The sequence below is a fragment of the Dietzia kunjamensis genome (genome assembly GCF_045689975.1).
Classification (GTDB): domain Bacteria; phylum Actinomycetota; class Actinomycetes; order Mycobacteriales; family Mycobacteriaceae; genus Dietzia; species Dietzia kunjamensis.
On the sequence record NZ_CP143297.1, the window covers coordinates 2,120,514 to 2,140,894 of the forward strand.

General features: G+C 70.3%; 20 protein-coding genes. 12 read left to right on the forward strand and 8 right to left on the reverse strand.

From position 1 onward, the window contains the following. Positions 1-52 precede the first annotated feature (52 nt). Together VZF99_RS09875 and VZF99_RS09880 are read left to right on the forward strand one after the other, a co-directional pair. Complete coding sequence (locus VZF99_RS09875) at positions 53-1,303, forward strand: LLM class flavin-dependent oxidoreductase (RefSeq protein ID WP_096905167.1); 1,251 nt, start codon at positions 53-55, stop codon at positions 1,301-1,303. Beyond that, on the forward strand, positions 1,300-2,001 hold the full coding sequence (locus tag VZF99_RS09880) for a CE1759 family FMN reductase (protein ID WP_407334647.1): 702 nt from the start codon (positions 1,300-1,302) through the stop codon (positions 1,999-2,001). Before VZF99_RS09875 ends, VZF99_RS09880 begins: the two co-directional genes overlap by 4 nt. Before the next feature lie 57 nt (positions 2,002-2,058). Here the strand turns inward: VZF99_RS09880 and VZF99_RS09885 are convergent, their stop codons facing one another. Beyond that, positions 2,059-2,385 carry a hypothetical protein gene (locus tag VZF99_RS09885; protein ID WP_407334648.1) on the reverse strand — a complete coding sequence of 109 codons (327 nt, stop codon included), beginning with the start codon at positions 2,383-2,385 and terminating at the stop codon, positions 2,059-2,061. Further along, the gene (mca, locus tag VZF99_RS09890) at positions 2,382-3,305 is read right to left on the reverse strand and encodes a mycothiol conjugate amidase Mca (RefSeq protein WP_096905165.1); all 924 of its coding nucleotides are present in this window, start codon (positions 3,303-3,305) and stop codon (positions 2,382-2,384) included. The genes VZF99_RS09885 and mca overlap by 4 nt, the downstream gene beginning before the upstream one ends. 137 nt (positions 3,306-3,442) lie before the next feature. Here mca and VZF99_RS09895 point away from each other — a divergent pair, with 137 nt between their 5' ends. The 6 genes from VZF99_RS09895 (at position 3,443) to VZF99_RS09920 (ending at position 10,769) form a co-directional block, all read left to right on the forward strand. Continuing rightward, positions 3,443-3,901, forward strand: a complete 459-nt coding sequence (locus VZF99_RS09895; protein WP_120283777.1) for a DUF4307 domain-containing protein — start codon at positions 3,443-3,445, stop codon at positions 3,899-3,901. A 147-nt stretch (positions 3,902-4,048) separates the two neighbouring features. After that, positions 4,049-4,546 (forward strand): transcription elongation factor GreA, encoded by a 498-nt coding sequence (gene greA / locus VZF99_RS09900; protein ID WP_067715687.1) that lies wholly within the window; start codon positions 4,049-4,051, stop codon positions 4,544-4,546. A gap of 94 nt (positions 4,547-4,640) precedes the next feature. After that, on the forward strand, positions 4,641-6,881 hold the full coding sequence (locus VZF99_RS09905; protein WP_069389600.1) for an AAA family ATPase: 2,241 nt from the start codon (positions 4,641-4,643) through the stop codon (positions 6,879-6,881). Next, positions 6,878-8,305, forward strand: coding sequence for an McrC family protein (locus VZF99_RS09910; protein ID WP_407334649.1), 1,428 nt, complete (start codon positions 6,878-6,880; stop codon positions 8,303-8,305). Before VZF99_RS09905 ends, VZF99_RS09910 begins: the two co-directional genes overlap by 4 nt. Further along, positions 8,302-9,507 carry an SGNH/GDSL hydrolase family protein gene (locus VZF99_RS09915; RefSeq protein WP_407334650.1) on the forward strand — a complete coding sequence of 402 codons (1,206 nt, stop codon included), beginning with the start codon at positions 8,302-8,304 and terminating at the stop codon, positions 9,505-9,507. Before VZF99_RS09910 ends, VZF99_RS09915 begins: the two co-directional genes overlap by 4 nt. Positions 9,508-9,548: 41 nt before the next feature. Then, on the forward strand, positions 9,549-10,769 hold the full coding sequence (locus VZF99_RS09920) for an acetyl-CoA C-acetyltransferase (protein WP_069389598.1): 1,221 nt from the start codon (positions 9,549-9,551) through the stop codon (positions 10,767-10,769). Positions 10,770-11,060: 291 nt separating this feature from the next. Here the strand turns inward: VZF99_RS09920 and VZF99_RS09925 are convergent, their stop codons facing one another. From VZF99_RS09925 to VZF99_RS09945, 5 genes are all read right to left on the reverse strand, one after another. Then, positions 11,061-11,924: a Bax inhibitor-1/YccA family protein gene (locus VZF99_RS09925; RefSeq protein ID WP_120283781.1), complete on the reverse strand. Its 864-nt coding sequence runs from the start codon at positions 11,922-11,924 to the stop codon at positions 11,061-11,063. Positions 11,925-12,147: 223 nt separating this feature from the next. Next, positions 12,148-12,972, reverse strand: a complete 825-nt coding sequence (locus VZF99_RS09930; protein WP_407334651.1) for an excalibur calcium-binding domain-containing protein — start codon at positions 12,970-12,972, stop codon at positions 12,148-12,150. A 140-nt stretch (positions 12,973-13,112) separates the two neighbouring features. Further along, positions 13,113-13,946 (reverse strand): hypothetical protein, encoded by an 834-nt coding sequence (locus VZF99_RS09935; RefSeq protein ID WP_407334652.1) that lies wholly within the window; start codon positions 13,944-13,946, stop codon positions 13,113-13,115. Further along, complete coding sequence (locus VZF99_RS09940; RefSeq protein ID WP_407334653.1) at positions 13,943-14,674, reverse strand: ABC transporter ATP-binding protein; 732 nt, start codon at positions 14,672-14,674, stop codon at positions 13,943-13,945. Before VZF99_RS09940 ends, VZF99_RS09935 begins: the two co-directional genes overlap by 4 nt. Before the next feature lies 1 nt (position 14,675). Continuing rightward, positions 14,676-15,071 (reverse strand): GntR family transcriptional regulator, encoded by a 396-nt coding sequence (locus VZF99_RS09945; RefSeq protein WP_069390092.1) that lies wholly within the window; start codon positions 15,069-15,071, stop codon positions 14,676-14,678. A gap of 161 nt (positions 15,072-15,232) precedes the next feature. Here VZF99_RS09945 and VZF99_RS09950 point away from each other — a divergent pair, with 161 nt between their 5' ends. Both VZF99_RS09950 and VZF99_RS09955 read left to right on the forward strand, forming a co-directional pair. Then, positions 15,233-15,709: a flavodoxin family protein gene (locus tag VZF99_RS09950; RefSeq protein WP_407334654.1), complete on the forward strand. Its 477-nt coding sequence runs from the start codon at positions 15,233-15,235 to the stop codon at positions 15,707-15,709. A 216-nt stretch (positions 15,710-15,925) separates the two neighbouring features. After that, positions 15,926-16,096: a hypothetical protein gene (locus VZF99_RS09955; RefSeq protein ID WP_167492419.1), complete on the forward strand. Its 171-nt coding sequence runs from the start codon at positions 15,926-15,928 to the stop codon at positions 16,094-16,096. Between the two features lie 400 nt (positions 16,097-16,496). On the opposite strand, the gene VZF99_RS09960 is transcribed toward VZF99_RS09955, so the two are convergent. Continuing rightward, complete coding sequence (locus VZF99_RS09960; RefSeq protein WP_407334655.1) at positions 16,497-17,879, reverse strand: family 1 glycosylhydrolase; 1,383 nt, start codon at positions 17,877-17,879, stop codon at positions 16,497-16,499. Between the two features lie 223 nt (positions 17,880-18,102). On the opposite strand from VZF99_RS09960, the gene VZF99_RS09965 reads away from it, so the two are divergent. Beyond that, positions 18,103-19,761, forward strand: a complete 1,659-nt coding sequence (locus VZF99_RS09965) for an MFS transporter (protein WP_407334656.1) — start codon at positions 18,103-18,105, stop codon at positions 19,759-19,761. Next, positions 19,754-20,371 (forward strand): TetR/AcrR family transcriptional regulator, encoded by a 618-nt coding sequence (locus VZF99_RS09970; protein ID WP_147368213.1) that lies wholly within the window; start codon positions 19,754-19,756, stop codon positions 20,369-20,371. Before VZF99_RS09965 ends, VZF99_RS09970 begins: the two co-directional genes overlap by 8 nt. Positions 20,372-20,381 lie beyond the last annotated feature (10 nt).

Below are 20,381 nucleotides of genomic sequence, written 5' to 3' on the forward strand. Positions count from 1 at the left end.
TGATATGTCAGCTAGTTAAGATGGGGACACCACCAGACGAGAGGCCACCATCATGCAGTTCGGAATCTTCAGCATCGCCGACATCACCCCGGACCCCACCACCGGGCGGATACCCACCGAGCACGAGCGACTGGAGGCGGTCGTCGAGTACGCCACTCTGGCCGAGCAGGTGGGCCTCGACGTCTTCGCGCTGGGTGAACACCACAACCCGCCGTTCGTGACGTCCTCCCCCACCACGACGCTGGGCTACATCGCGGGCAGGACCTCCGAGATCATCCTGTCGACGGCCACCACCCTGATCACCACCAACGACCCGGTGAAGATCGCCGAGGATTACGCCATGCTGCAGCACCTGGCAGGCGGCCGGGTGGACCTGACGATGGGCCGTGGCAACACCGGCCCGGTCTACCCGTGGTTCGGGCAGGACATCCGGCAGGGCCTGCCGATCGCGATCGAGAACTACGAACTGCTCCACCGCCTGTGGCACGAGGACGTCGTGGACTGGGAGGGCAAGTTCCGCACGGCCCTGCAGCAGTTCACCTCGACCCCGCGCCCGCTGGACGGCGTCGCGCCCTTCGTGTGGCACGGCTCGATCCGCTCGCCGCAGATCGCCGAGCAGGCCGCGTTCTACGGAGACGGCTTCTTCCACAACAACATCTTCTGGCCGATCCACCACACCAAGCAGATGGTCGAGCTGTACCGCCGCCGCTACGAGCACTACGGCCACGGCTCGGCGGACCAGGCGATCGTCGGCCTGGGCGGGCAGTTCTTCGCCCGCACCAACAGTCAGGACGCGGTCGACGAGTTCCGCCCCTACTTCGACAACGCGCCGGTCTACGGCCACGGCCCGTCGCTGGAGGACTTCACGGCCCAGACCCCGCTGACCGTCGGCTCGCCGCAGCAGATCATCGACCGATACATGACCATGCGCGAGCACGTGGGCGACTACCAGCGTCAGCTGTTCCTCATCGACCACGCCGGCCTGCCCCGCAAGACCGTCCTCGAGCAGATCGAGATCCTGGGCACCGAGATCGTGCCGACCCTGCGCCGCGAACTCGACGCACTGCGCCCGGCCCACGTCCCGGACGGCCCCACCCACGCCGGGCGGGTCGCCGCCCGCGACGCCGACCTGGCCGCCGCCGGCGACCCCACCTACTCCGACGCCTACCGCTTCGGCACCGGCGACAACTGGACGGGCCTCACCGCCGAGGGCGGTCAGCGCGCCCAGGAGCAGTCGCTGGCCCGCGCCCGCCGCAACCAGGCCCGCCTCGCCGAGGCGCCGGCCGGGAAGGACTCCAAGTGACCGACCCCCACAACAGCCACTCCGCCGGGCGGCCGCTCAACCTCGTCGTCGTCGCCGCCGGAACCTCGGTGCCCTCCAGCACCCGGATGCTCGCCGACCAGCTCACCGCCGCGACCCGCGACGCGCTCGCGCGTCACGGCCAGAGGGTCGACGTGACGGTCCTCGAGGCCCGCGACCTGGCACACGAGGTCGTCGACGCCACCTTCACCCGGTTCCCCGGCGAGAAATTGGCCGCGGCGATCGACGAGATCGGCCGGGCGGACGGGCTGATCGCGGTGACGCCCATCTACAACCAGTCGTTCTCGGGCCTGTTCAAGTCGCTGTTCGACGTCATCGAACCCGGCACGATCGCCGGCGTGCCGGTGGCGTTGGGCGCGACCGGCGGAACCGCGCGTCACTCGCTGGCGGTCGACTACGCACTGCGGCCGATGTTCGCCTACCTCAAGGCCGACATCGTGCCCACGACCGTGTTCGCGGCGGCCGAGGACTTCGGCGCCGCCACCACCGACGGCGACGAGGACTCGCTGCGCGCCCGTACCGCGCGGGTGGGTACCGAACTGTCGGACTACATGCTGCGGTTCGCCGGGGTCACCGCCGGCGCGGTGGCACCGACGCGCGCGGACTCCGGTCGGGGACGGAAGACCGACGACGACGAGTTCAGCGACTTCGTCCCGATGGGCGACCTCTTGGGCCGCTGAACCGGCGGGCAGGTCCTGCCCCCGGCGGGGTGTGCGGCCCGGCCCCGACGCAGACCGTCAGCGGGGGTCGGGCTGACCGTCGGTCGGCTCCAGGGGCGGGACCGCCCCGCGGTCGGTGCCCTCGTCGGCGAGCTGATCCGGCTCGGGATGCTCGGTGTCGAAGCTATCCGGCAGGTTCTTGATGTGCTTGTTCATGTTGCGGATGAGCAGCACGGTGGCGATGAGCAGCAGCAGGATCACCGGGATACCGATCGGCGATGCCTTGCCGAACTCCGGCCCCACCGGGTTGTCGTTGTACCCGGGCGTACCGGGCGACTGGTTCTGCGCGAGGACCATCGCCGACTGGTACGCCAGGATCTGGACGTCCGGTCCCAGGGTGATCATCGTGGGTCCTCACTCGTGCTCGGGCCGACGGGGAGAGCGACGTACGGGTCGACTCCCTCGAACAGGTCTGTCTCGTATTCTCCCTCACCGAGCTCGGGAAAGCCCACCCGGCTGGCGGCGAGCTCGAACTCCTCGGTGGGCCACACCCGCTGCTGCATCTCCACGGGTGCGGCGAAGAACCAGCCGTTGGGGTCGATCTGGGTGGCGTGGGCCAGCAGTGCCGAGTTGCGCTGCTCGAAGTAGTCAGCGCACTCGACCCGCGTGGTGACCCGCTCCATGATGTCGGGGCGGTCCCCCCAGCGCGACAGGAACTCCTCGAAGTGGCGCACACCGTCGCGGGCGAACAACTCGTCGTCCAGCAACTGGAGGCGACTCTTCGGGAATCCGTGGGTGTAGTAGACCTTGGCAATCGCCCACGGCTCACCGGCGTCCGGATAACGGGCGGGGTCGGCGGCGGCCTCGTACGCGGCCATCGACGCCGAGTGCACCTTCAGGTGATCCGGGTGGGGATACCCACCGTTCTCGTCGTAGGTGATCATCACGTGGGGACGGAACTCCCGGATCCTGCGGACCAGGGACTCGGTGACCTCGTCGTCGTCGGCCAGGGCGAAACATCCCTCCGGCAGGGGTGGCGTGGGGTCACCCTCCGGCAACCCCGAGTCCACATATCCCAGCCAGTGGTGGTCGACCCCCAGGATGTCGGCCGCGCGCGCCATCTCACGCACCCGGACGCCCGTCAGGTCCGCGACGATGTCGGGGCGGTCCATCGCGGGGTTGAGGATGTCGCCCCGCTCGCCCCCGGTGCACGTCTCCACCAGCACGTGGACGCCCTCGGCGACGTACCTGGCCATGGTTGCCGACCCCTTTGACGACTCATCGTCGGGGTGGGCGTGGACCGCCATCAGCCGCAGACCGGCCATCGGGAGCACCTGCCGTTCTTCTCACGTGAGTGGATGACCGCACCATTCTATGGGCGTCGGCCCAGGCGCCGCCCCCGGCGGGGCCCGCCGGCGACCCCCGGCCGTCCCCGCCAGCGTGCCCCGATACCCTGGCTCCCATGAGTGAGCCGAGGTCGGACGCCCCGTCGCAGCCCCCCGTGGGCCCGCCCGCGGACCGGTACGCGACCGCCGACCGCGGCTCGAACCTGACCGGCAAGGTCGTCGCCGTCATCCTGGCGCTGCTCGTGGGCGGCCTGGTGATCGCCGGCGTCTACACGATGTGGCGTCTCAACCAGACGCCGGACATCACGGGCGAGGCGATCGGGGTGGAGGTCGTCGACGAGTCGCGGGTCGACCTGACGTTCACCGTGACGCGCGAGGAGCCGGGCACGCCCGCCTACTGCATCATCCGGGCCCAGGAGGAGTCCAAGGGCGAACTCGGCCGGCGCGAGGTCTACGTCCCACCGTCGGAGAACACCACGATCCAGATCGACGCGTCCATCTTCACCACCGCCCGCGCGTTCGCCGCGGACGTCTACGGCTGTGGTGACGACGTCCCCGACTACCTGCGCAGGTAGAGCCGCAGACGGCGCGGCCGTCAGGGCCGCGCGTATCGGCCGACGGGCCACGGCGCCTGTGTTAGAATCGGCGCTTCAGCACGGCTCCCTTTTTCGCGGGGCCGTGTTTTTCTTACATCACGCACGCGAACAGATTGGAGTGCGCTCATGGCGAACGACACCCAGGTCCACTGGTTGACCCAGGAATCGTACGACCGCCTCATGGCCGAGAAGGAGGCGCTGATCGCCAACCGTCCGGTCATCGCCGCCGAGATCAACGAGCGGCGCGAGGAGGGCGACCTCAAGGAGAACGCCGGCTACCACGCCGCGCGTGAGCAGCAGGGCCAGGAGGAGGCCCGCATCCGGACCATCGACGACCTGCTGGCCAACGCCCAGGTCGGCGAGACGCCCACCGAGTCCGGTGTCGCGCTCATCGGCTCCGTCGTCCGCGCCTACTACAACGGCAACGAGGACACCAAGGAGACCTTCCTCATCGGTACCCGCGGCGAGGGCTCCGGCAAGGACGACCTCGAGATCTACTCCCCCGAGTCCCCGCTCGGCAAGGCCGTCCTCGGCGCCAAGAACGGGGAGAGCCGCGAGTACACCGCCCCCAACGGCAAGAAGGTCGCCGTCACCATCGTGACCGCGGAGCCGTACCACAGCTGACCGGCTGAAGACCGGGGCCGGTGGTAGGTTCTTCACGAATGTGGGGTCGCCTCCAGGCGGGCCCGAATCCGCCCCGGCGTAGCAGGAGTTCCACGTGTCAGACGGTTCCCAGGACAGGCCCCACGGCCCGGCCCCGACTATCGAAGCGGCGGCCGGGCGGGTCCTGGGACCGGCACTGCGGACCGGTCAGTCCCCCTTCGAGGACGACCTCTACACGTGGACGCCCGAGGTGGCCGAGGAACTGGCCCGCCGTCTGGACTCCGACCCCGAGGAAGGGGCCGCCGGCGCGGCGCCCGGGTCGACACGCTCCCCCGTGATGCAGGCGCTGCACGACCAGCTCGAGGGCGCACCACGGCCCGTGGTCCTGCTCGCCGCCGAGCTGCTCTTCATCCAACAGCTCCCCCTGTCCACGGTCACGGCCCGCCTCAAGCGCGGCCGCGTCCGCGACGTGCTCTCCTGGATCGAGGACGCGCCCGGGATCCCCACCGATCTCGACGAGGTCCTCAGCGAGAAGGGCCCGCTCACCGGCGGCCTGGGTTTCAACGTGCAGATGCGCGAGCACCTGCGCTGGCTGTGCTCGTTCGTCATCCACTGGGCCGAGCTCGACGCGTCCGTCCGGGACGCCGCGCTGTCGGATCCGTGGGAATTCCAGCGCGCGGCCCGCTCCACCCCCGGCGACTGGCGGGCCATCCGCTACAGCCTCCAGTACCTCGTGTGGCCCGGCTACTTCCAGCCGATCGTCAAGCACGAGCACAAGACCCGCATCCGCGACGCGTTCGCCGACCTCATCGGCGGCCCGTCCGGCATCGACGAGCTGGACATCGACCAGGACCTGCACCGCATCTCCGAGGTGCTCTCCGCGCAGCTCGGCCAGCCCGTCGACTGGTACCGCGGCTCCGTGGCCAACCAGTGGCAGCGCCACCGCGACGACCACTCCCGGCGTGCCTGGCTCGTGCGGCCCGGCCGCGGCGGCGTCGGCCAGGCCGGCCAGTGGGTCGCCCAGAACCGCATCGCGCTGCCCGCCTCGCACCTGCCGCGGATCCCCGCGCACGCCAGCCGGCTCGAGGTGTCCCAGGCCGTCGAGCAGGGTTATCCGCACCTGGACTACCAGGCCCGGTTCCAGCTCACCGCCGAGCTGCACACCTTCCTGTCCCGGATGAACCCGCAGGACGTGGTGGCCACGGTCGCCGACGCCAAACTGCATCTGGGCACCCTCACCGACGACCTCGGCTACGTCGACGACGGCGGACAGCAACTCGAGCGCTCGGTGCTGTGGAGCACCGTCACCCTCGACCTGGAGACCCTGCCCAGTCCTCTGTCCGAGCTGATCGGCGAGCCCGGCACAGTGGTCGACCTCACCGACGGCCTGGACGCGATGCTGTCGGCGATGCACCCCGGGCGCCACTCCGCGGAGTCGCAGGTCGCCGAGGCCCCCGCCGCCGGGGCGGTGCCGACCCTGCCCGAGGTCACCGACGAACTGGCGGACGGCCTGCACATGCCCCGCGAGGAGTTGCAGGAGATCGTCGACACCCTGCAACAGCGTCAGCAGATCGTGTTCTACGGCCCGCCCGGCACCGGCAAGACCTTCCTCGCCCAGGAGCTGGCCCGCTTCCTCGCCGGCCCCGACGACCCCAGCCGGGTCCAGCTGGTGCAGTTCCACCCCAGCTACGCCTACGAGGACTTCTTCGAGGGCTACCGGCCCACGCTCACCGAGTCGGGGCAGCCGGGCTTCGCACTCCAGGCCGGGCCGCTGCGGCGCCAGGCCGCGCGGGCGACCTCGGAGTCCGGTCGCGAGCACCCCAGTTTCCTCATCATCGACGAGATGAACCGCGCCGACCTGGCCCGCGTGTTCGGCGAGATGTACTTCCTGCTCGAGTACCGGGACCGGACCGTGCTGCCGCAGTACTCCCCCGACACCTCCTTCCGGCTGCCGCGCAACCTGTTCATCATCGGGACCATGAACACCGCCGACCGGTCGATCGCCATGGTCGACGCCGCCATCCGCCGACGCTTCGCGTTCATGGAACTGCACCCCGACACCCCGCCCGTGGCCGGCGTGCTGCGACGCCACCTCGAGGCGCGCGGCGTGACGACCGAGCCCGCGGAGCTGCTCGAGGCGCTCAACTCCGAGATCGACGACTCCGACCGCGACCTGCGCATCGGGCCGTCGTACTTCATGAAGGACCAGGCCACCGAGCCGGGCGGCCTCGAGGCCATCTGGCGCTTCGACCTCCTCCCACTGCTCGAGGAGCACTACTACGGGCGGCTCACCCGCGCCGAGGTGCACGAGCGGTTCGGCCTCGCGGCGCTGCGCCGCAAGATCGGGCGGGCGTGACCGCACCTCCGTCGCGCGCTGGCGCGCCGGCGTCGGCACAGTCGCCGGCGTCGCCGGTGGCGCTCGAGTTCGACGAGTTCGACCGACGTGGCCGACTGGTCAACCTGAGCTGGGAGGGTGCGCAACACCTGTCGCAGACCGGACTCGTGGAGGTGCTGCCCGCCGGCCGTGACACGTGGCGGCTCATCCCCTGCGGCGCGGTCGGCTCGGTCCGCGTCGAAGGCCTGTCGGTGCGGGTCATGCCCGCCGCCAGCCTCGGCCTGACGCAGTTGTTCTTCCTGCTCGACCACGCGGCCGACGACCCCTTCCTGTCCTCATCGGTGCAGGCCAGGGACGACGACGAGCTGTGGACCTCCGTCGCCGAGTCCATGGCCCGGTTGGCGCACCGGGCCCTGTCCGCCGGACTGCTGCGCGGGTACCGCAGGGTCGATGAGTCACTGACCACCGTGCGCGGCCGGATCCGACTGGGTGACCAGATCCGCCGCCACCCGGGCATGACCATCCCACTCGAGGTCACCTACTCCGAGTTCACCCCGGACATCCCCGAGAACCGCATCCTGCGCACGGCCGCCCACCGCCTGCAGTTCCTGCCCGAACTGCCCGACGCCACCCGCCGCCGGCTGGCCATGGTCGACGCCCGGTTGTCGGACGCGACGCTCATCGGCCAGGGCGCGCCCGTGCCGGCGTGGACTCGCAGCAGGCTCAACGCCCGCTACCAGGACGCGCTCGCGTTGGCGGACCGCATCGTGCGGCGGATCTCGGTGGAGGTCGAGGACGGCCACGCAGCGTCGGCGGCCTTCGTCACCGAGATGCCGGCACTGTTCGAACGCTTCGTGGAAGCCGAGCTGACCGCCGCCCTCGACGGCCGGGGTGGTCGGCTGCTGCAGAACCCCGTCGTCAACCTGGATTCCGGTGCCGAGGCGGACGACGCGCCGTCGGGTCGTCACAGCGCGCCGTCCGACGACGGTGACCACATCTCCGTGCGCACGGGGTTGGTGTACGAGGTCGACGGCGCGCCCGTCACCACGTTCGTCCCGACCTATCCCACGGACCGCCGGGCCCGCGCCGCCGAGCACTACCGACTGTTGGCCGCCTGCACCGCGCTCGGGGTGGACCGCGCGTACCTGGTCTACCCGGCCCAGCGGCGCGACGATTCCCCCCAGCCCCGACGGATCGTCCACACCGACATCTCGATCGTGGAGTACCCGATCGACCTCTCCCGCGGGCCGGCCGAGAGCAGGAGGGCTATCGTCGAGTTGGCCCAGCACGCCCGTGAGCTGGCCGCTCCGTCCGCCGCACGCCACCGGACGGGCTCACGCCACGACGCCGGGTCCCACCACAGCGCCGGGTCCCACCACAACGCAGAGTTCGACCACAACCCAGAGTCCGACCACAACCCAGAGGGGAGACGACACGCCCGATGACCGACGCCGACGACGCCTCCCGACGCCTCTGGATGAGCCTCGGGCTGGCAGCCGTGGGCACGGTGGGGGCGTACCGCGGCGCCCAGGAGGTGCTCACGCAGCAGGCCCGGATCGCCCGCCGGGTGATCCCCAAGCCGACGTCGCGGCCCTACTCCGGCGACGGGCTCTACCGGCCCGGGGCCCGGTCACCCGAGCCGTGGCGACCCGGAATGACGTGCGACGTACACATGATGATCTTCGGCGACTCGCTCGCCGCCGGCCTCGGCGCCGACTCCCCCGACGAGCTGCCCGGCGTGCTGCTGGCGCGCGGCCTGGCCGAAGAGTCCGGCTGGGATGTACGGCTGAGCATCAAGGCGATCGTCGGCGCCACGTCCAAGGGACTGCCCGGGCAGATCGAGGCGATGCAGATCGCGCACGGCGACCCCGACATCTCGGTGATCCTCGTCGGCGGCAACGACATCACCTCCCGCAACGCGATCGGTCCCTCGGCGCGGCGAGTGGGCGACGCGGTGCGGGCGCTCCGGGAGAACGGTTCGCACGTCGTCGTGGGCACCTGCCCCGACCTGAGCATCATCAAGCCGGTCCCCCAGCCGTTGCGATCGGTCATGTCCGGCCTGAGCCGACGCCTGGCCGGCGCGCAAGCCGTGCAGGTCCGCAAGGCCGGCGGCATCCCCGTCTCCCTGGCGGAGACGCTCGCGCCCGAGTTCCACCGTCGCGGCGAGAGCCTGTTCTCGCCCGACCGGTTCCATCCCAACTCGGCCGGATACGAACTCGCCGCCGGCCTGCTGCTGCCCGCCGTGTGCGTGGCGCTGGGCGTGTGGGAGGACATGCCCGAGGAGCAGCTGCCGCACGACGCCGAGGGGGCCGCCGCCTCGCTGGAGGCCGCCGAGAGCGCCGCCGACCTCGCCGACTCCCGCGACACTGCCGACACCGGCGCGCCCGCCGACACTGCCGACACCGGCGCGCCCGCCGAGCACCGCGAGTCCGTGGTGGCCCGGCTGACCAAGCGCCTGACCGACTTCGTCCGCAATCACGAGGATGCGGACGACGGTGACCGAAACACGTTCCTGCATAATGGGGACGTGGACGGTGACCCCGAGAGCACGGGCGAGGCCCGTGAGGCCGCGGACACCCTCCGACGCCGTAGCCGGATCCTGACACCGGCCCGCTCGACGCGGGACGACCCGGATCCCCAGGACTGACCCGACCACACCAGCACTCACCCGCAACGAAGGAGCTTTCCATGCCGGAAGCCGTGATCGTCTCGTACGCCCGTTCCCCCATCGGGCGCGCCAACAAGGGTTCCCTCGTGGGCATCCGCTCCGACGACCTCACCGCCCAGATGGTCAAGGCCGCGCTGGACAAGATCCCCGCGCTCGACCCCACCGAGATCGACGACCTCATGCTGGGCTGCGGCCTGCCGGGCGGCGAGCAGGGCTTCAACATGGGCCGTGTCGTCTCCGTGCTCGCCGGCCTGGACACCGTCCCGGGCACCACCGTGAACCGCTACTGCTCCTCCTCGCTGCAGACCACCCGTATGGCGCTGCACGCGATCAAGGCCGGCGAGGGTGACGTGTTCATCTCCGCCGGTGTGGAGACCGTCTCCAACTTCTCCAAGGGCACCGCCGACCACTGGCCGGACACACACAACCCGATCTTCGCCGACGCCGAGGCCCGCACCGCCACGCGCGCTGAGGGCGGCGCCGAGACCTGGACCGACCCGCGGGTGAACGGCCAGCTCCCCGACGTCTACATCCCCATGGGCCAGACCGCCGAGAACGTCGCCCAGATGACCGGCATCACCCGCGAGGACCAGGACCACTGGGGCGTGCGCTCGCACTCCCGCGCCCTCGACGCGATCGAGCGTGGCCACTTCGCCAACGAGATCGCCCCGGTCACCATGCCCGACGGCACCGTCGTCTCCACCGACGACGGCCCGCGCGCCGGCACGACCTACGAGAAGGTCTCGCAGCTCAACCCGGTCTTCCGCCCCGATGGCACCATCACCGCCGGCAACTGCTGCCCGCTCAACGACGGTGCCGCCGCCCTGGTGATCATGTCCGACACCAAGGCCAAGGAGCTGGGCCTGACCCCGCTCGCGCGCGTCGTCTCCACCGGCGTGTCCGGCCTGTCGCCCGAGATCATGGGCCTGGGGCCGATCGAGGCCGTCAAGAACGCCCTGCGGATCGCCGGCAAGTCGATCTCCGACATCGACCTGTTCGAGATCAACGAGGCGTTCGCCGTGCAGGTGCTCGGCTCGGCCCGCGAGCTCGGCATCGAGGAGGACAAGCTCAACATCAACGGCGGTGCCATCGCGCTCGGCCACCCCTTCGGTATGACGGGCGCCCGCATCACCGCGTCGCTGCTCAACAACCTGCAGGCCGAGGACAAGCAGTTCGGCGTCGAGACCATGTGCGTCGGCGGCGGCCAGGGCATGGCGATGGTGCTCGAGCGCCTCAGCTGATCCCACCCGGCGCGGCCTGAGCCCGCGCCACCCCGCGGCACTGCGAGCGCCCCGGGCACGCTTCTCTCGAGGAAGTGTGCCCGGGGCGCTCTCGTCGTTGGTCCTGCAGCCGGCTACCCCGGCGGCGCCCGCGGGGTGTACGAGGCGGGCCGGGCACGCCGGCCGCTGCCGGAACCCCATCGCCGCCACACCCGAAATGCCGACGACCCCGGCTCCCCTCGCGGGGGCCGGGGCCGTGGGATTCGCCGGAACCTGACCTGATCAGTCAGGCAGCGCTACAGCTCGCGCCGGTCAGTCGCGGAAGTAGCTCATGAGGCGGAGGATCTCGACGTACAGCCACACCAGGGTGACCGTGAGGCCGAGCGCGACGCCCCACGCCATCTTGGACGGGGCACCGGCGCGCACGAGGCGGTCGGCGTTGTCGAAGTCCATCAGGAAGCTGAACGCGGCCAGGCCGATGCACAGGAGGCAGAAACCGATCGCGATCGGGCCACCGTCGTACAGCGGGTTGGTGCCGGTGAACAGGCTCAGCACGATGCTGCCCAGGGCCGCGAACAGCACGCCGACGATCGCGGCGGACATGAAGCGGGTGAACTTGGGCGTCACGCGCACAGCGCCGGTCTTGTAGACGAACAGCATGCCCACGAAGACGCCGATGGTGCCGAGGATCGCGGCACCCACCGCGCCGAGGACGCCGCCGGTCCCCTGCAGGTCGATGGTGAACAGGTACGTCGCCGCGCCGACGAACAGCCCCTCGAGGGCGCCGTAGGTCAGGGTGACGGGCGCGGAGTCCATCTTGCGCGCGAAGGTGGCGATCAGAACGGTGATCAGGCCGCCGATGCCGCCGACCAGGATGAACGGGAACAGCAGCCCCGGGTTCATCGTGATCAGGTAGAAGGAGATCGTGCCGACGATGGCGAGCAGACCGAGCGTCGTGCCGGTCTTCGCGACGACGTCATCGATCGTCATGGGCCGCGTGTCGGCGGCGAACTGCGGGTGCGCCTGCGGGGCACCGTAACCGGCCTGGGCACCGAAGCCCTGCTGGCCGTACTGGCCCTGCTGGAAGGCGCCACGGCCGGCACCACCGAGGTGGGTGGCGCCGCGGGCACTGTCCGTGGACAGTGAACTGAAGACCGGGTTGCTGCTGGTGCGCATCGAGGTCCCTTCGGAATTGTCGGGGAAGGTCGTTGGTCGAGAGTCCCCGCCGGGTCACCGACGAATCACTCGTACATGTGCAACGCGCGGGCTCACCTGTGTGTTCCCGGCGCCGATACACATCTTGCCCGATCCGTTCGCCCGGCCCGGAACGACTCACGGGAACGACGACGACGACGAGGATTTCAGCGCCGAGCGATCCTGCGGTCGCTGGCGGCGCGGATCATTCGCAGGCGACACCGTCGTCGTCGCGGTCCAGTGTCGAGGCGTACCCCGGCTGCCCGCGGTACAGCGGCGCGACGCCGGCGGCCCGGGCCGCCGAACAGTTGGGGTAGTACGCCGCCTGCGGAACCGGCTCGGCGACCGGGGCGGGCGCGTAGGTCTGCGGCGGGGCGTACGTCTGGACCGGGGCGGGCGCATACGTGGGCTCGGGGGCCACGGGCTGCCGGGGCGCGGACTCCGACTCGACGGCGACGGGCGTGACCGGGGGCGCCGAGGCCGATGAACTCGTGGGGGCTTGCGTGACGGTGGTCGTCGGCGCCGCGGCCCGGGCCGTGGTCGTGACGGTGCTGGTCGCGGCCACCGGGCTCGAGGCCGGGGTCGGCGTGGGCGCGGGGGTGGGCATCAGTGCCGCCCCGACGATGAACATGGCCACCGAGACGGAGCCGACCACCGGCCAGCGACGGGTGAACGGGCTCAACGGGGTGTTCCAGGCCAGCGGGCTCAGCGCGTCCGGGGCGACGAAGCCGGACATCGACTGCGCGGCGAGAGCGGCCTGCCGGTCGAGTTGGAAGTCCTCCTCGGCGTGGGTGCGGTCCTCACGCTCGCAGAAGACCCACCACCCGCCGGCCACGGCTATGGCCAGACCGATGAGCGCCATCGCCACCGACTCGAGAACGCCGCTGCCGAGCGTTCCGAGCGCCCCCACCACCATGAGTCCACCCATGACCAGGCCGGCCCAGGCGAGGACCGGCTTCCAGACGGGAGGCGTGAGGTAGGTGGGCTCGGTCAGGGTCGGACGGGCCATGGAGGGCAGGACGATCGGCATGCTCGCGGTCTTTCGAGGGAGGTGAGGGGCCCGCGGCGGCCAACGGACGACGCGCGGTGAGGATGTGAACACTACTCCACCGCGCGCCGCCTGCCAAAGAAATCCTTACCCAGACCGGGGTCGGCCCCGCGCAGGGTCCACTACCCCAGCGCCACCTTGTGGTTCCACGATCGCGCGGTGCGCCAGAGGCAGAACGCCGCCACCGCGACCAGGGAGACCACGAACCCGACCGGCATGACCTCGCTGGTCGTGTGCCCCGCGGCGAGCTCGCCGACAAGGTCGAACCGGACGAGGCCCAGGGTCTCGCCCTCTGCCTCCCCCACCCCGAACGGGATCACGAGCATGCCGAGCAGGGCAAGGACCTGGCTGGCGATGTAGACCGCGACGAACACCACCACGGGCCCGCCGGCACCGAGTCCGGCCAGTCGCCGCTCGTGCCCCACCGAGACGGCGAAGTAGTAGTACACCGGCCAGACGAGGAACCAGGCCAGCACCAGTGCCAACCCGGCGGCGATCATCCACCCCGGGGTCACGGCGGTGACCGTGGACCACGCCTCGGTCAGCGTCGACCATGACGGCGCGGTGCCCCCGGACCGCTGCGAGTTCGCCCACCACGCGAGCAGCGCGAGCACAACGGTCAGGACGATCGCCGCAAGCGAGGCGAGCATCGCCCACGCCAGCTTGGCCCGGAAGATGCGGGCTCCGCGGACCGGGATCGAGTGCGTGAAGTAGCCCGTCCGGCCGTAACCGGAGCGCCAGTAGTCGGCGGCGAGGGCCAACTGGACGGCCGGGACCGCCACGACCGCGGCGAGCATGCCCGCGGCCAGCCCGAGCTCGGACAGGAGCGGCCATCCCGAGGCACCGAGCAGGCTGCCCAGCACGCCGACCAGCGCGATCAACCCGAAGAGGGTCGTGAGCGGACCGCGCGTGCGCAGCCACTCGTGCTTGAGGAGTGTTGTCGTCGTCGCGGTCATCGGTAGGTCTCCCTGAAGATCTGGTCGAGGCTGGCGCCGCGGCTGCCGCGGAGGTCGTCGGCGTCGCCGGAGAGCAGGACGCGGCCGTGGCGCATCATGACGGCGGCGTCGAGGATCGGCTCGAGGTCGTGGACGAGGTGGGTGGTGATGAGCAGGAGCGAGTCCTCGGAGAGGTTGCGTACGATCCCGTCGAGGATCACCTGACGCGCGGCCGGGTCGACGCCCGAGATGGGCTCGTCGAGGAGGAACACGCGCGCGTCGCGGGACATGGCCAGTGCGATCTGGACCTTCTCACGCATGCCCTTGGACATCTGCTTGAGCCGCGCGGACTCGCTCAGGCCGAAGAAGCCGATGAGGTCGCGCGCCTTCTCGGGCTGGAAGTCGGCGAAGAAGTCGGTGTACAGCTCGAGGCAGTAGCTCACCCGCGCGGCGTCGGGCAGGAAGCTGGTGTCGGGCAGGTAGGACACCAGGGCCTTGGACTCCGGACCGGGGACGTGACCGGCGATCCGCACGTCGCCGGAGTACCCGGCCAGGACGCCGGCGAGGATCTTGAGCAGCGTGGTCTTGCCGCAGCCGTTCTCGCCCAGCAGGCCCACGATCTGCCCCGGGGCCAGGGCCATGTCCAGGCCGTCGAGGGCGGTGGTGGCGCCGTACGTCATGCGGAGCCCGGTGGCCTCAACGAGTGTAGTGGCGGGGCTCGCGGTGGAGGAATGATCGGTGGCGCTCATATCAGGCACCTCCGTCGTGCTCATCGGTAGTGGTGTGTTCATGGGTGTCCCATCTGTGGTCGAGCAGCGTTCGGGCTTTGTCGTGCGCCATTCCCAGGCCGCGGACGCGCCGGATGAAGGCGTCGGCGGCGTCGGTGGCGAGGTCGGCGCGGACCTCGTCTATCCGTTCTTCGTCCTGCGTGACGAACCGCCCGGTGGCCCGCTCGGACCGGCACAGTTCGAGCCGTTCCAGTTCCGCGAGGGCCCGCTGGGCGGTGTTGGGGTTGACGCCGAGATCGGCCGCCAACTCCCGGACGCCGGGCATCTTCTCCCCGGCCGCCCACTCACCGGTCACGATGCGCCGCGAGAACTCCCCGACGAGCTGCACCCAGATCGGGGACGAGTTGTCGAACTGCATCGCCGCCCCGCTTCCGTGTTGCTGTATTAGGTGCTTAATACAGTGACATCAGGCGGGACACTTGTCAATGAGCGAATCCTGACGAGCCGCTGTGCGGGGCGGTCCGGAGGCGCAGACTGAGGGCAGGAACTGCGGAAAGGGCCGGCCATGAACGACTCGTCGTGTACGAATCCGCGTGGGGGAACACCAGGCTCGTCGCCGAGGCGATCAGCGACGGCCTGTCCCCTCACCTGACCGCCGAGGTGGTGGCCGCCCACGAAGCGCCGCCGCTCGCCGAACTCACGGTGGACCTGCTCGTGGTGGGCGCGCCGACCCACGCGTTCGGGCTACCCCGCGACGGCACCCGCGAGGACGCCCACGCCCGCGGCGGCGAGCTGATCCCGTCGGGAGTGCGCGAGTGGCTCGACGCCGCCGGGCCCGCCTCCCTCGCGGTGGCCACCTTCGACACCCACGTCCGCCACCCCGACCTCCCCGGCCATGCAGGCAAAAAGGCCGCAAAGAAGCTACGCAAGCTCGGCTGCCACCCGGTGACGGATCCCGAGACCTTCTACGTGGACGGCTACGAGGGCCCGCTCCTGCCCGGCGAACTGGAACGCGCGAGGGAATGGGGAGACGGCCTGACCCGCGGCGACTGGTGAGCCGGGCCGGGCGTCGGCAGGGGTGAGCCCCGACGGGAACGACGACGACGAGGTCGACCACCCCGCCCACGCCGCAGGTGCAGGGCGTGCCGAACCGGCAGGGTTGACCGGTACCCCTAGGGGTATGTAACCTCGGGGCGTCAGCCAGTCGGATCATCGGCCGGCGGTCGGCGCGATTCACGCCGACGACAACCCCACCCCGTGAGGAGTCTCATCATGTGCCGTCCCGCCACCTGCAAGAAGTGCGGCAAGACCACCTGGGCCGGATGCGGAATGCACGTCGATCAGGTGATGGCCGGCGTGCCCAGGGCCGACCGCTGCCCGGGCCACGAGTCGGACGTCCCCGCCGTCAAGGACGGCTTCTTCGCCAAGATGTTCAGCAGGTAATCCCGGCCGCCCACCCAACTCACCTGTCGGATTGCGACTCACCTAGGGGGACCCCGTAGGTCAGGCGCAATCCGACAGGTGGGTTTCGTCGTGCCAGGGCGCAGGTGCCCCGATCCGTCGCCGTGGAGTCGGGGCAGCGGGCGGCTGCCGAGATCTCTCGCCCCGATCGGTGATGGTTCGTGCGTGGGTGAGCCCTAGCTCGCGATTCCGAACCGGGAGGCCAGGTACGGGATCAGGCCCATGCACTCCGGTGTGAGAGCGAGGCACGCGGGCTCATCCGGCCCGGGGCCGAACAGAAAACGCAGCGGATTCTCGATCGAGCCGGCGGGAAACATCTCATCGGTCCTCTCGTCGCGGGCGGGCGGGTCCACTAGGGAAATCGCGTGTGAGGTCGATCCTGTTATCGCCCTGCCAGCGTCGTCAAGGGCCCTTCTGCCGACACCGGCCCGATGCAGCTGTCCGGGATCGTGGCCAGCGAACACCACGCAGACGGCAGCACCGGACGGTATCCGTCGGGCACTCCCCCGCCCGCGATGATCTCGCGGTAGGCGTCGACGCCCGACGTGGGTTGGCGTGTCAGCGTCGGGTCGGTGAGCACGTCCACCCTGTACAGCCCGAACCGCGCCGAGTAGTCGCCCCATTCGTAGTTGTCGACCAGTGACCAGTGGTTGTAGCCGATCACGGGGTAGCCGTCCGCCACGGCCCGCTGCAGCCAGAAGACCGTGTCGCGCAGGAAGTCGCCCCGCTCGATCCCGTCTGCGCGCCCACCGTTGAGAGTCGGCATCCCGTTCTCGACGATGTAGATCGGTTTTCCCGGGTAGGCGTGGGCGTAATGCGTGATCGCCTCGTAAATCCCCTCCGGCTGTGGCCGCACGGCCGCGAAGTCGTCCCACGCCGCGTTGATGGCGGTGAGGTTGTTCAGCGCGACACCGTAGTAGTAGTCGATGCCCACGTAGTCCACGACGTCGGCCACCCGGTCCCCGATCAGCGTGTCGGTGAACTCGGTGGCCAGCGGCAGGTAGGCCTCGTTCATGGTGACCATCGCGTCTGGGTCCGCCCGGTGGGCGGCCGCGTAGCCGAGCCGGTGGGCGGCCTCGATGGTGTCGAGGAAGCGGGAGAAGTCCGTGACCTGCACCCGGCCGATGGTCATCTCGTGCTTGAAGAACACCAGGGGTTCGTTGAACGTCACCCACATGGTGCCGTCGCCGGCCCACCGGCCGGTGATGAGGTCGGCGAATCGGCCGAATGACTCCACTGCGTTGTCCGCGAGCATCCCGCCCCGGTCGGCCAGCCACCCGGGGTAGACGAAGTGCACCATCGTGATCATGGGGGTCATGCCATGTCGGCGGACCGTGTCGATGATCCGGTCGTAGTGCCTGAGGGCCTCGTCGTCGTACTCCCCCGGCGCGGGCTCGATCCGCGCCCACTCCACGCTCAGCCGGAAGGTGTTCACGCCCATCGCCGCGGCGTTGGCAATGTCCTCCTCATAGCGGTTCCAGAAGTCCACCGCCTCACCCACCGGGTCGGCCTGACCCGTCGGCGCGGTCGCGTCGACATACCGCTTCCAGTTGGAGTCCGGGTTCGAGCCCTCCACCTGGAAGCCCGACGTGGCGACGCCCCAGTGGAAGCCGGAGCCCGGTGCGGCCGGGCGCCCACCAGGCTGGGCCGCTGCGCTCGGCTGCAACTGCGGGGCCACCGCCACGGCGAGGACGAGCGCCAGCAGCAGTAGAAGCGCCCTCCGGATGATCGTCGGATGTCCTGCCCCTCGCGCGCGTCCGCTCATGGGTGAACCCTAGGAAGCACCCTCGCGGACGGCAGCGGAATGACCCAAGTGCGCGAACCGCGAGCGCTCCCGACGGTGGCATTCTTCACACTTCTGGCCATCTGGCCAAGAAAGGTTGGCCAGGTGGCCAACCTCGTGTCAGGATGGTCTACGCTGGGTGCGGATCTCCCCGGCATCGCTGCGTGCACACCGCCCGCAGTCCGACCGCCTTGGAGAGGCACCCGTGTCCCCCGCACGCCGCTGGACGGCCCTGCTCGTCCTCGTCCTTCCCGTTCTGCTGATCTCGATCGACATGTCCGTGCTCGGTATCGCCGTGCCCGCGCTGTCCGCAGACCTGCAACCGTCGTCGAACCAACTGCTCTGGATCATCGACCTCTACTCGTTCCTGCTCGCGGGCCTGCTGATCTTCACGGGTTCGCTCGGAGACCGGATCGGCCGCAAACGGATCCTCATGATCGGCGCACCCCTGTTCGGCGTCGCCTCCCTCGTGGCCGCGTTCTCCACCAGTCCTGAAATGCTGATCGTCGGCCGTGCGCTGCTCGGCATCGGCGGCGCGACCCTCATGCCCTCCACGCTCGGCCTGATCCGCGCGATCTTCCCGGACCGCACCGAGCGACGCACCGCCATCGCCGTGTGGGCCACCGCGTTCTCCGGCGGCGCCGCACTGGGCCCCGTGGTCGGCGGGCTGCTGCTGGAGAACTTCTGGTGGGGCTCGGTCTTCCTCCTGAACGTCCCGGTCATCGCGCTGTTCCTCCTCACCGCCCCGTTCCTGCTCCCCGAGGCGAAGGACCCCAACCCGGGCCCGTTCGACCCGACCTCCGTCATCCTCTCGATTGCCGGCATGATCTCGCTGGTCTACGCCCTCAAGACCGGCGTGAAGGGAATCGACGGGGCGGTGCTCGTCGCCTTCGTTCTCGGTGCTGCCGCGCTGGTCTGGTTCGTGACCCGTCAGCGCCGCCGCGAGAACCCCATGCTCGACGTGTCCCTGTTCGGGAACTTCGCGTTCTCCTCGGCGGTGTCGATCAACGTGATCTCGGTGTTCGCGTTCATGGGACTGATGTTCTTCCTCCCGCAGTACCTCATGCTCGTGCGCGGCATGGGCTCGGCCGAGGCCGGTCTGTGGATGCTGCCGCTCGCGGTGGCCGCCGTCGTCGGAACCCTGCTGGCCCCGGTTCTGGCGCGGACGGTCTCGGTGCGCACCGTGATCATGACGGGTCTGTCCCTCGTGATCGTCGGGTTCGTCATCGGCACCCGGTTGGACACCGCCGAGACGATGCTCCTCTTCACGCTCCTGTCGGCCCTATTCGGCATCGGCGTGGGCCTGGCCGAGACCCTCACGAACGACGTCATCCTCACTGCCGCCCCGAGTGACCGCGCCGGCGCCGCCGCGGCGATCTCCGAGACCGGCTACGAGTTCGGCGGCGCGATGGGCACCGCCGTGCTCGGCACCGCGGGGATGGCCGTGTACTCGAGCCGCGTGGTCGAGACCGCTACCCTGCCCGGCATGGATGCCGACTCCGCGAACGCCGCCTCCCAGACCCTGGCTGGCGCCCACGAGATCGCGGAAACGTTGCCCGGCGGCGGCGCTCGTCTCCTGGAGATCGCCGATTCCGCCTTCCTGGCGGGTATGGATCTCGTGGCCGCGATCGGCATCGGGACGGCGGCGATCACCTTGGTGCTGGCCTGGCGTGGCCTGCGCTCGGAGTCGCGAGCGGCCGGAGCGGCCGGAGCGGTCGGGGCGGCCGGGGTGGCCGGGGTGGCGCCGGTAGAGGCGCACGACGCCGCAGCAGCCACGTCCGCGCGAGAGCCGGAGGCGAACCTTCCATACGTGCCACCAGCCGCACGGGCGGACTCCGCTGCGTCGGAGGTGAACCGTGGCTGACGCTCGCCGCGCACAGGTGCCGATCGAACAGCGCCGCCGGGAACTCACCGAGACCGCGGTGACGGTGATGGCGCGGGACGGGGCGTGGGCGCTCACGACTCGGGCCCTGGCGAAGGAGGCCGGGGTGCCCCACGGGTCCGTCCACTACGCGTTCTCCTCCAAGGACGAGCTGATGCGTTCGGTGCTGCGTCTGGACCTGACGCACCTGTCGGACCTGGTGCAGACGCAGCAGGACCGGCCGGTACACGGACCCGACGACGTGACCGCCGCCGTGGCCGAGCTCTTCGCGGCCTACGCGGATTCCGTCCTCGCCGATCCGAAGACGGAGATCGCCTACTTCGAGTTGTCTCTGATGGCGGCCCGCGACGAGCAGCTGCGGGCTCTCGCCGCGCAGTCCCACCAGGAGTACCGACGGATCATCGTGACCCTGCTCAGCAGCCTGGCCGAGCGTGCGGGCCTGCGGTGGGACGCCGACGTACTGCTGGTGGCCGAGCAGGCGATGACGCTGATGTTCGGGGCGGCGCTGGGTTGGTTCGAACTGCGCGACGACGCCCTGTTCCGGGCGGTGCTCGACGATGCCGCCGGGATGGTCGGTCGCCGACTCGTCTGAGTCCGCCCGC

Bases quoted from the DNA above. Each gene is read 5' to 3' on its own strand.
- greA (WP_067715687.1), top strand. From the start codon at position 4,049: ATGGCGAACGACACCCAGGTCCACTGGTTGACCCAGGAATCGTACGAC.
- VZF99_RS09960 (WP_407334655.1), bottom strand. From the start codon at position 17,879: ATGAGCGGACGCGCGCGAGGGGCAGGACATCCGACGATCATCCGGAGG.
- VZF99_RS09955 (WP_167492419.1), top strand. From the start codon at position 15,926: ATGTGCCGTCCCGCCACCTGCAAGAAGTGCGGCAAGACCACCTGGGCC.
- VZF99_RS09930 (WP_407334651.1), bottom strand. From the start codon at position 12,972: ATGCCGATCGTCCTGCCCTCCATGGCCCGTCCGACCCTGACCGAGCCC.
- VZF99_RS09885 (WP_407334648.1), bottom strand. From the start codon at position 2,385: ATGATCACCCTGGGACCGGACGTCCAGATCCTGGCGTACCAGTCGGCG.
- VZF99_RS09925 (WP_120283781.1), bottom strand. From the start codon at position 11,924: ATGCGCACCAGCAGCAACCCGGTCTTCAGTTCACTGTCCACGGACAGT.
- VZF99_RS09915 (WP_407334650.1), top strand. From the start codon at position 8,302: ATGACCGACGCCGACGACGCCTCCCGACGCCTCTGGATGAGCCTCGGG.
- VZF99_RS09875 (WP_096905167.1), top strand. From the start codon at position 53: ATGCAGTTCGGAATCTTCAGCATCGCCGACATCACCCCGGACCCCACC.
- VZF99_RS09945 (WP_069390092.1), bottom strand. From the start codon at position 15,071: ATGCAGTTCGACAACTCGTCCCCGATCTGGGTGCAGCTCGTCGGGGAG.
- VZF99_RS09920 (WP_069389598.1), top strand. From the start codon at position 9,549: ATGCCGGAAGCCGTGATCGTCTCGTACGCCCGTTCCCCCATCGGGCGC.
- VZF99_RS09935 (WP_407334652.1), bottom strand. From the start codon at position 13,946: ATGACCGCGACGACGACAACACTCCTCAAGCACGAGTGGCTGCGCACG.
- mca (WP_096905165.1), bottom strand. From the start codon at position 3,305: ATGGCCGGTCTGCGGCTGATGGCGGTCCACGCCCACCCCGACGATGAG.
- VZF99_RS09895 (WP_120283777.1), top strand. From the start codon at position 3,443: ATGAGTGAGCCGAGGTCGGACGCCCCGTCGCAGCCCCCCGTGGGCCCG.
- VZF99_RS09940 (WP_407334653.1), bottom strand. From the start codon at position 14,674: ATGAGCGCCACCGATCATTCCTCCACCGCGAGCCCCGCCACTACACTC.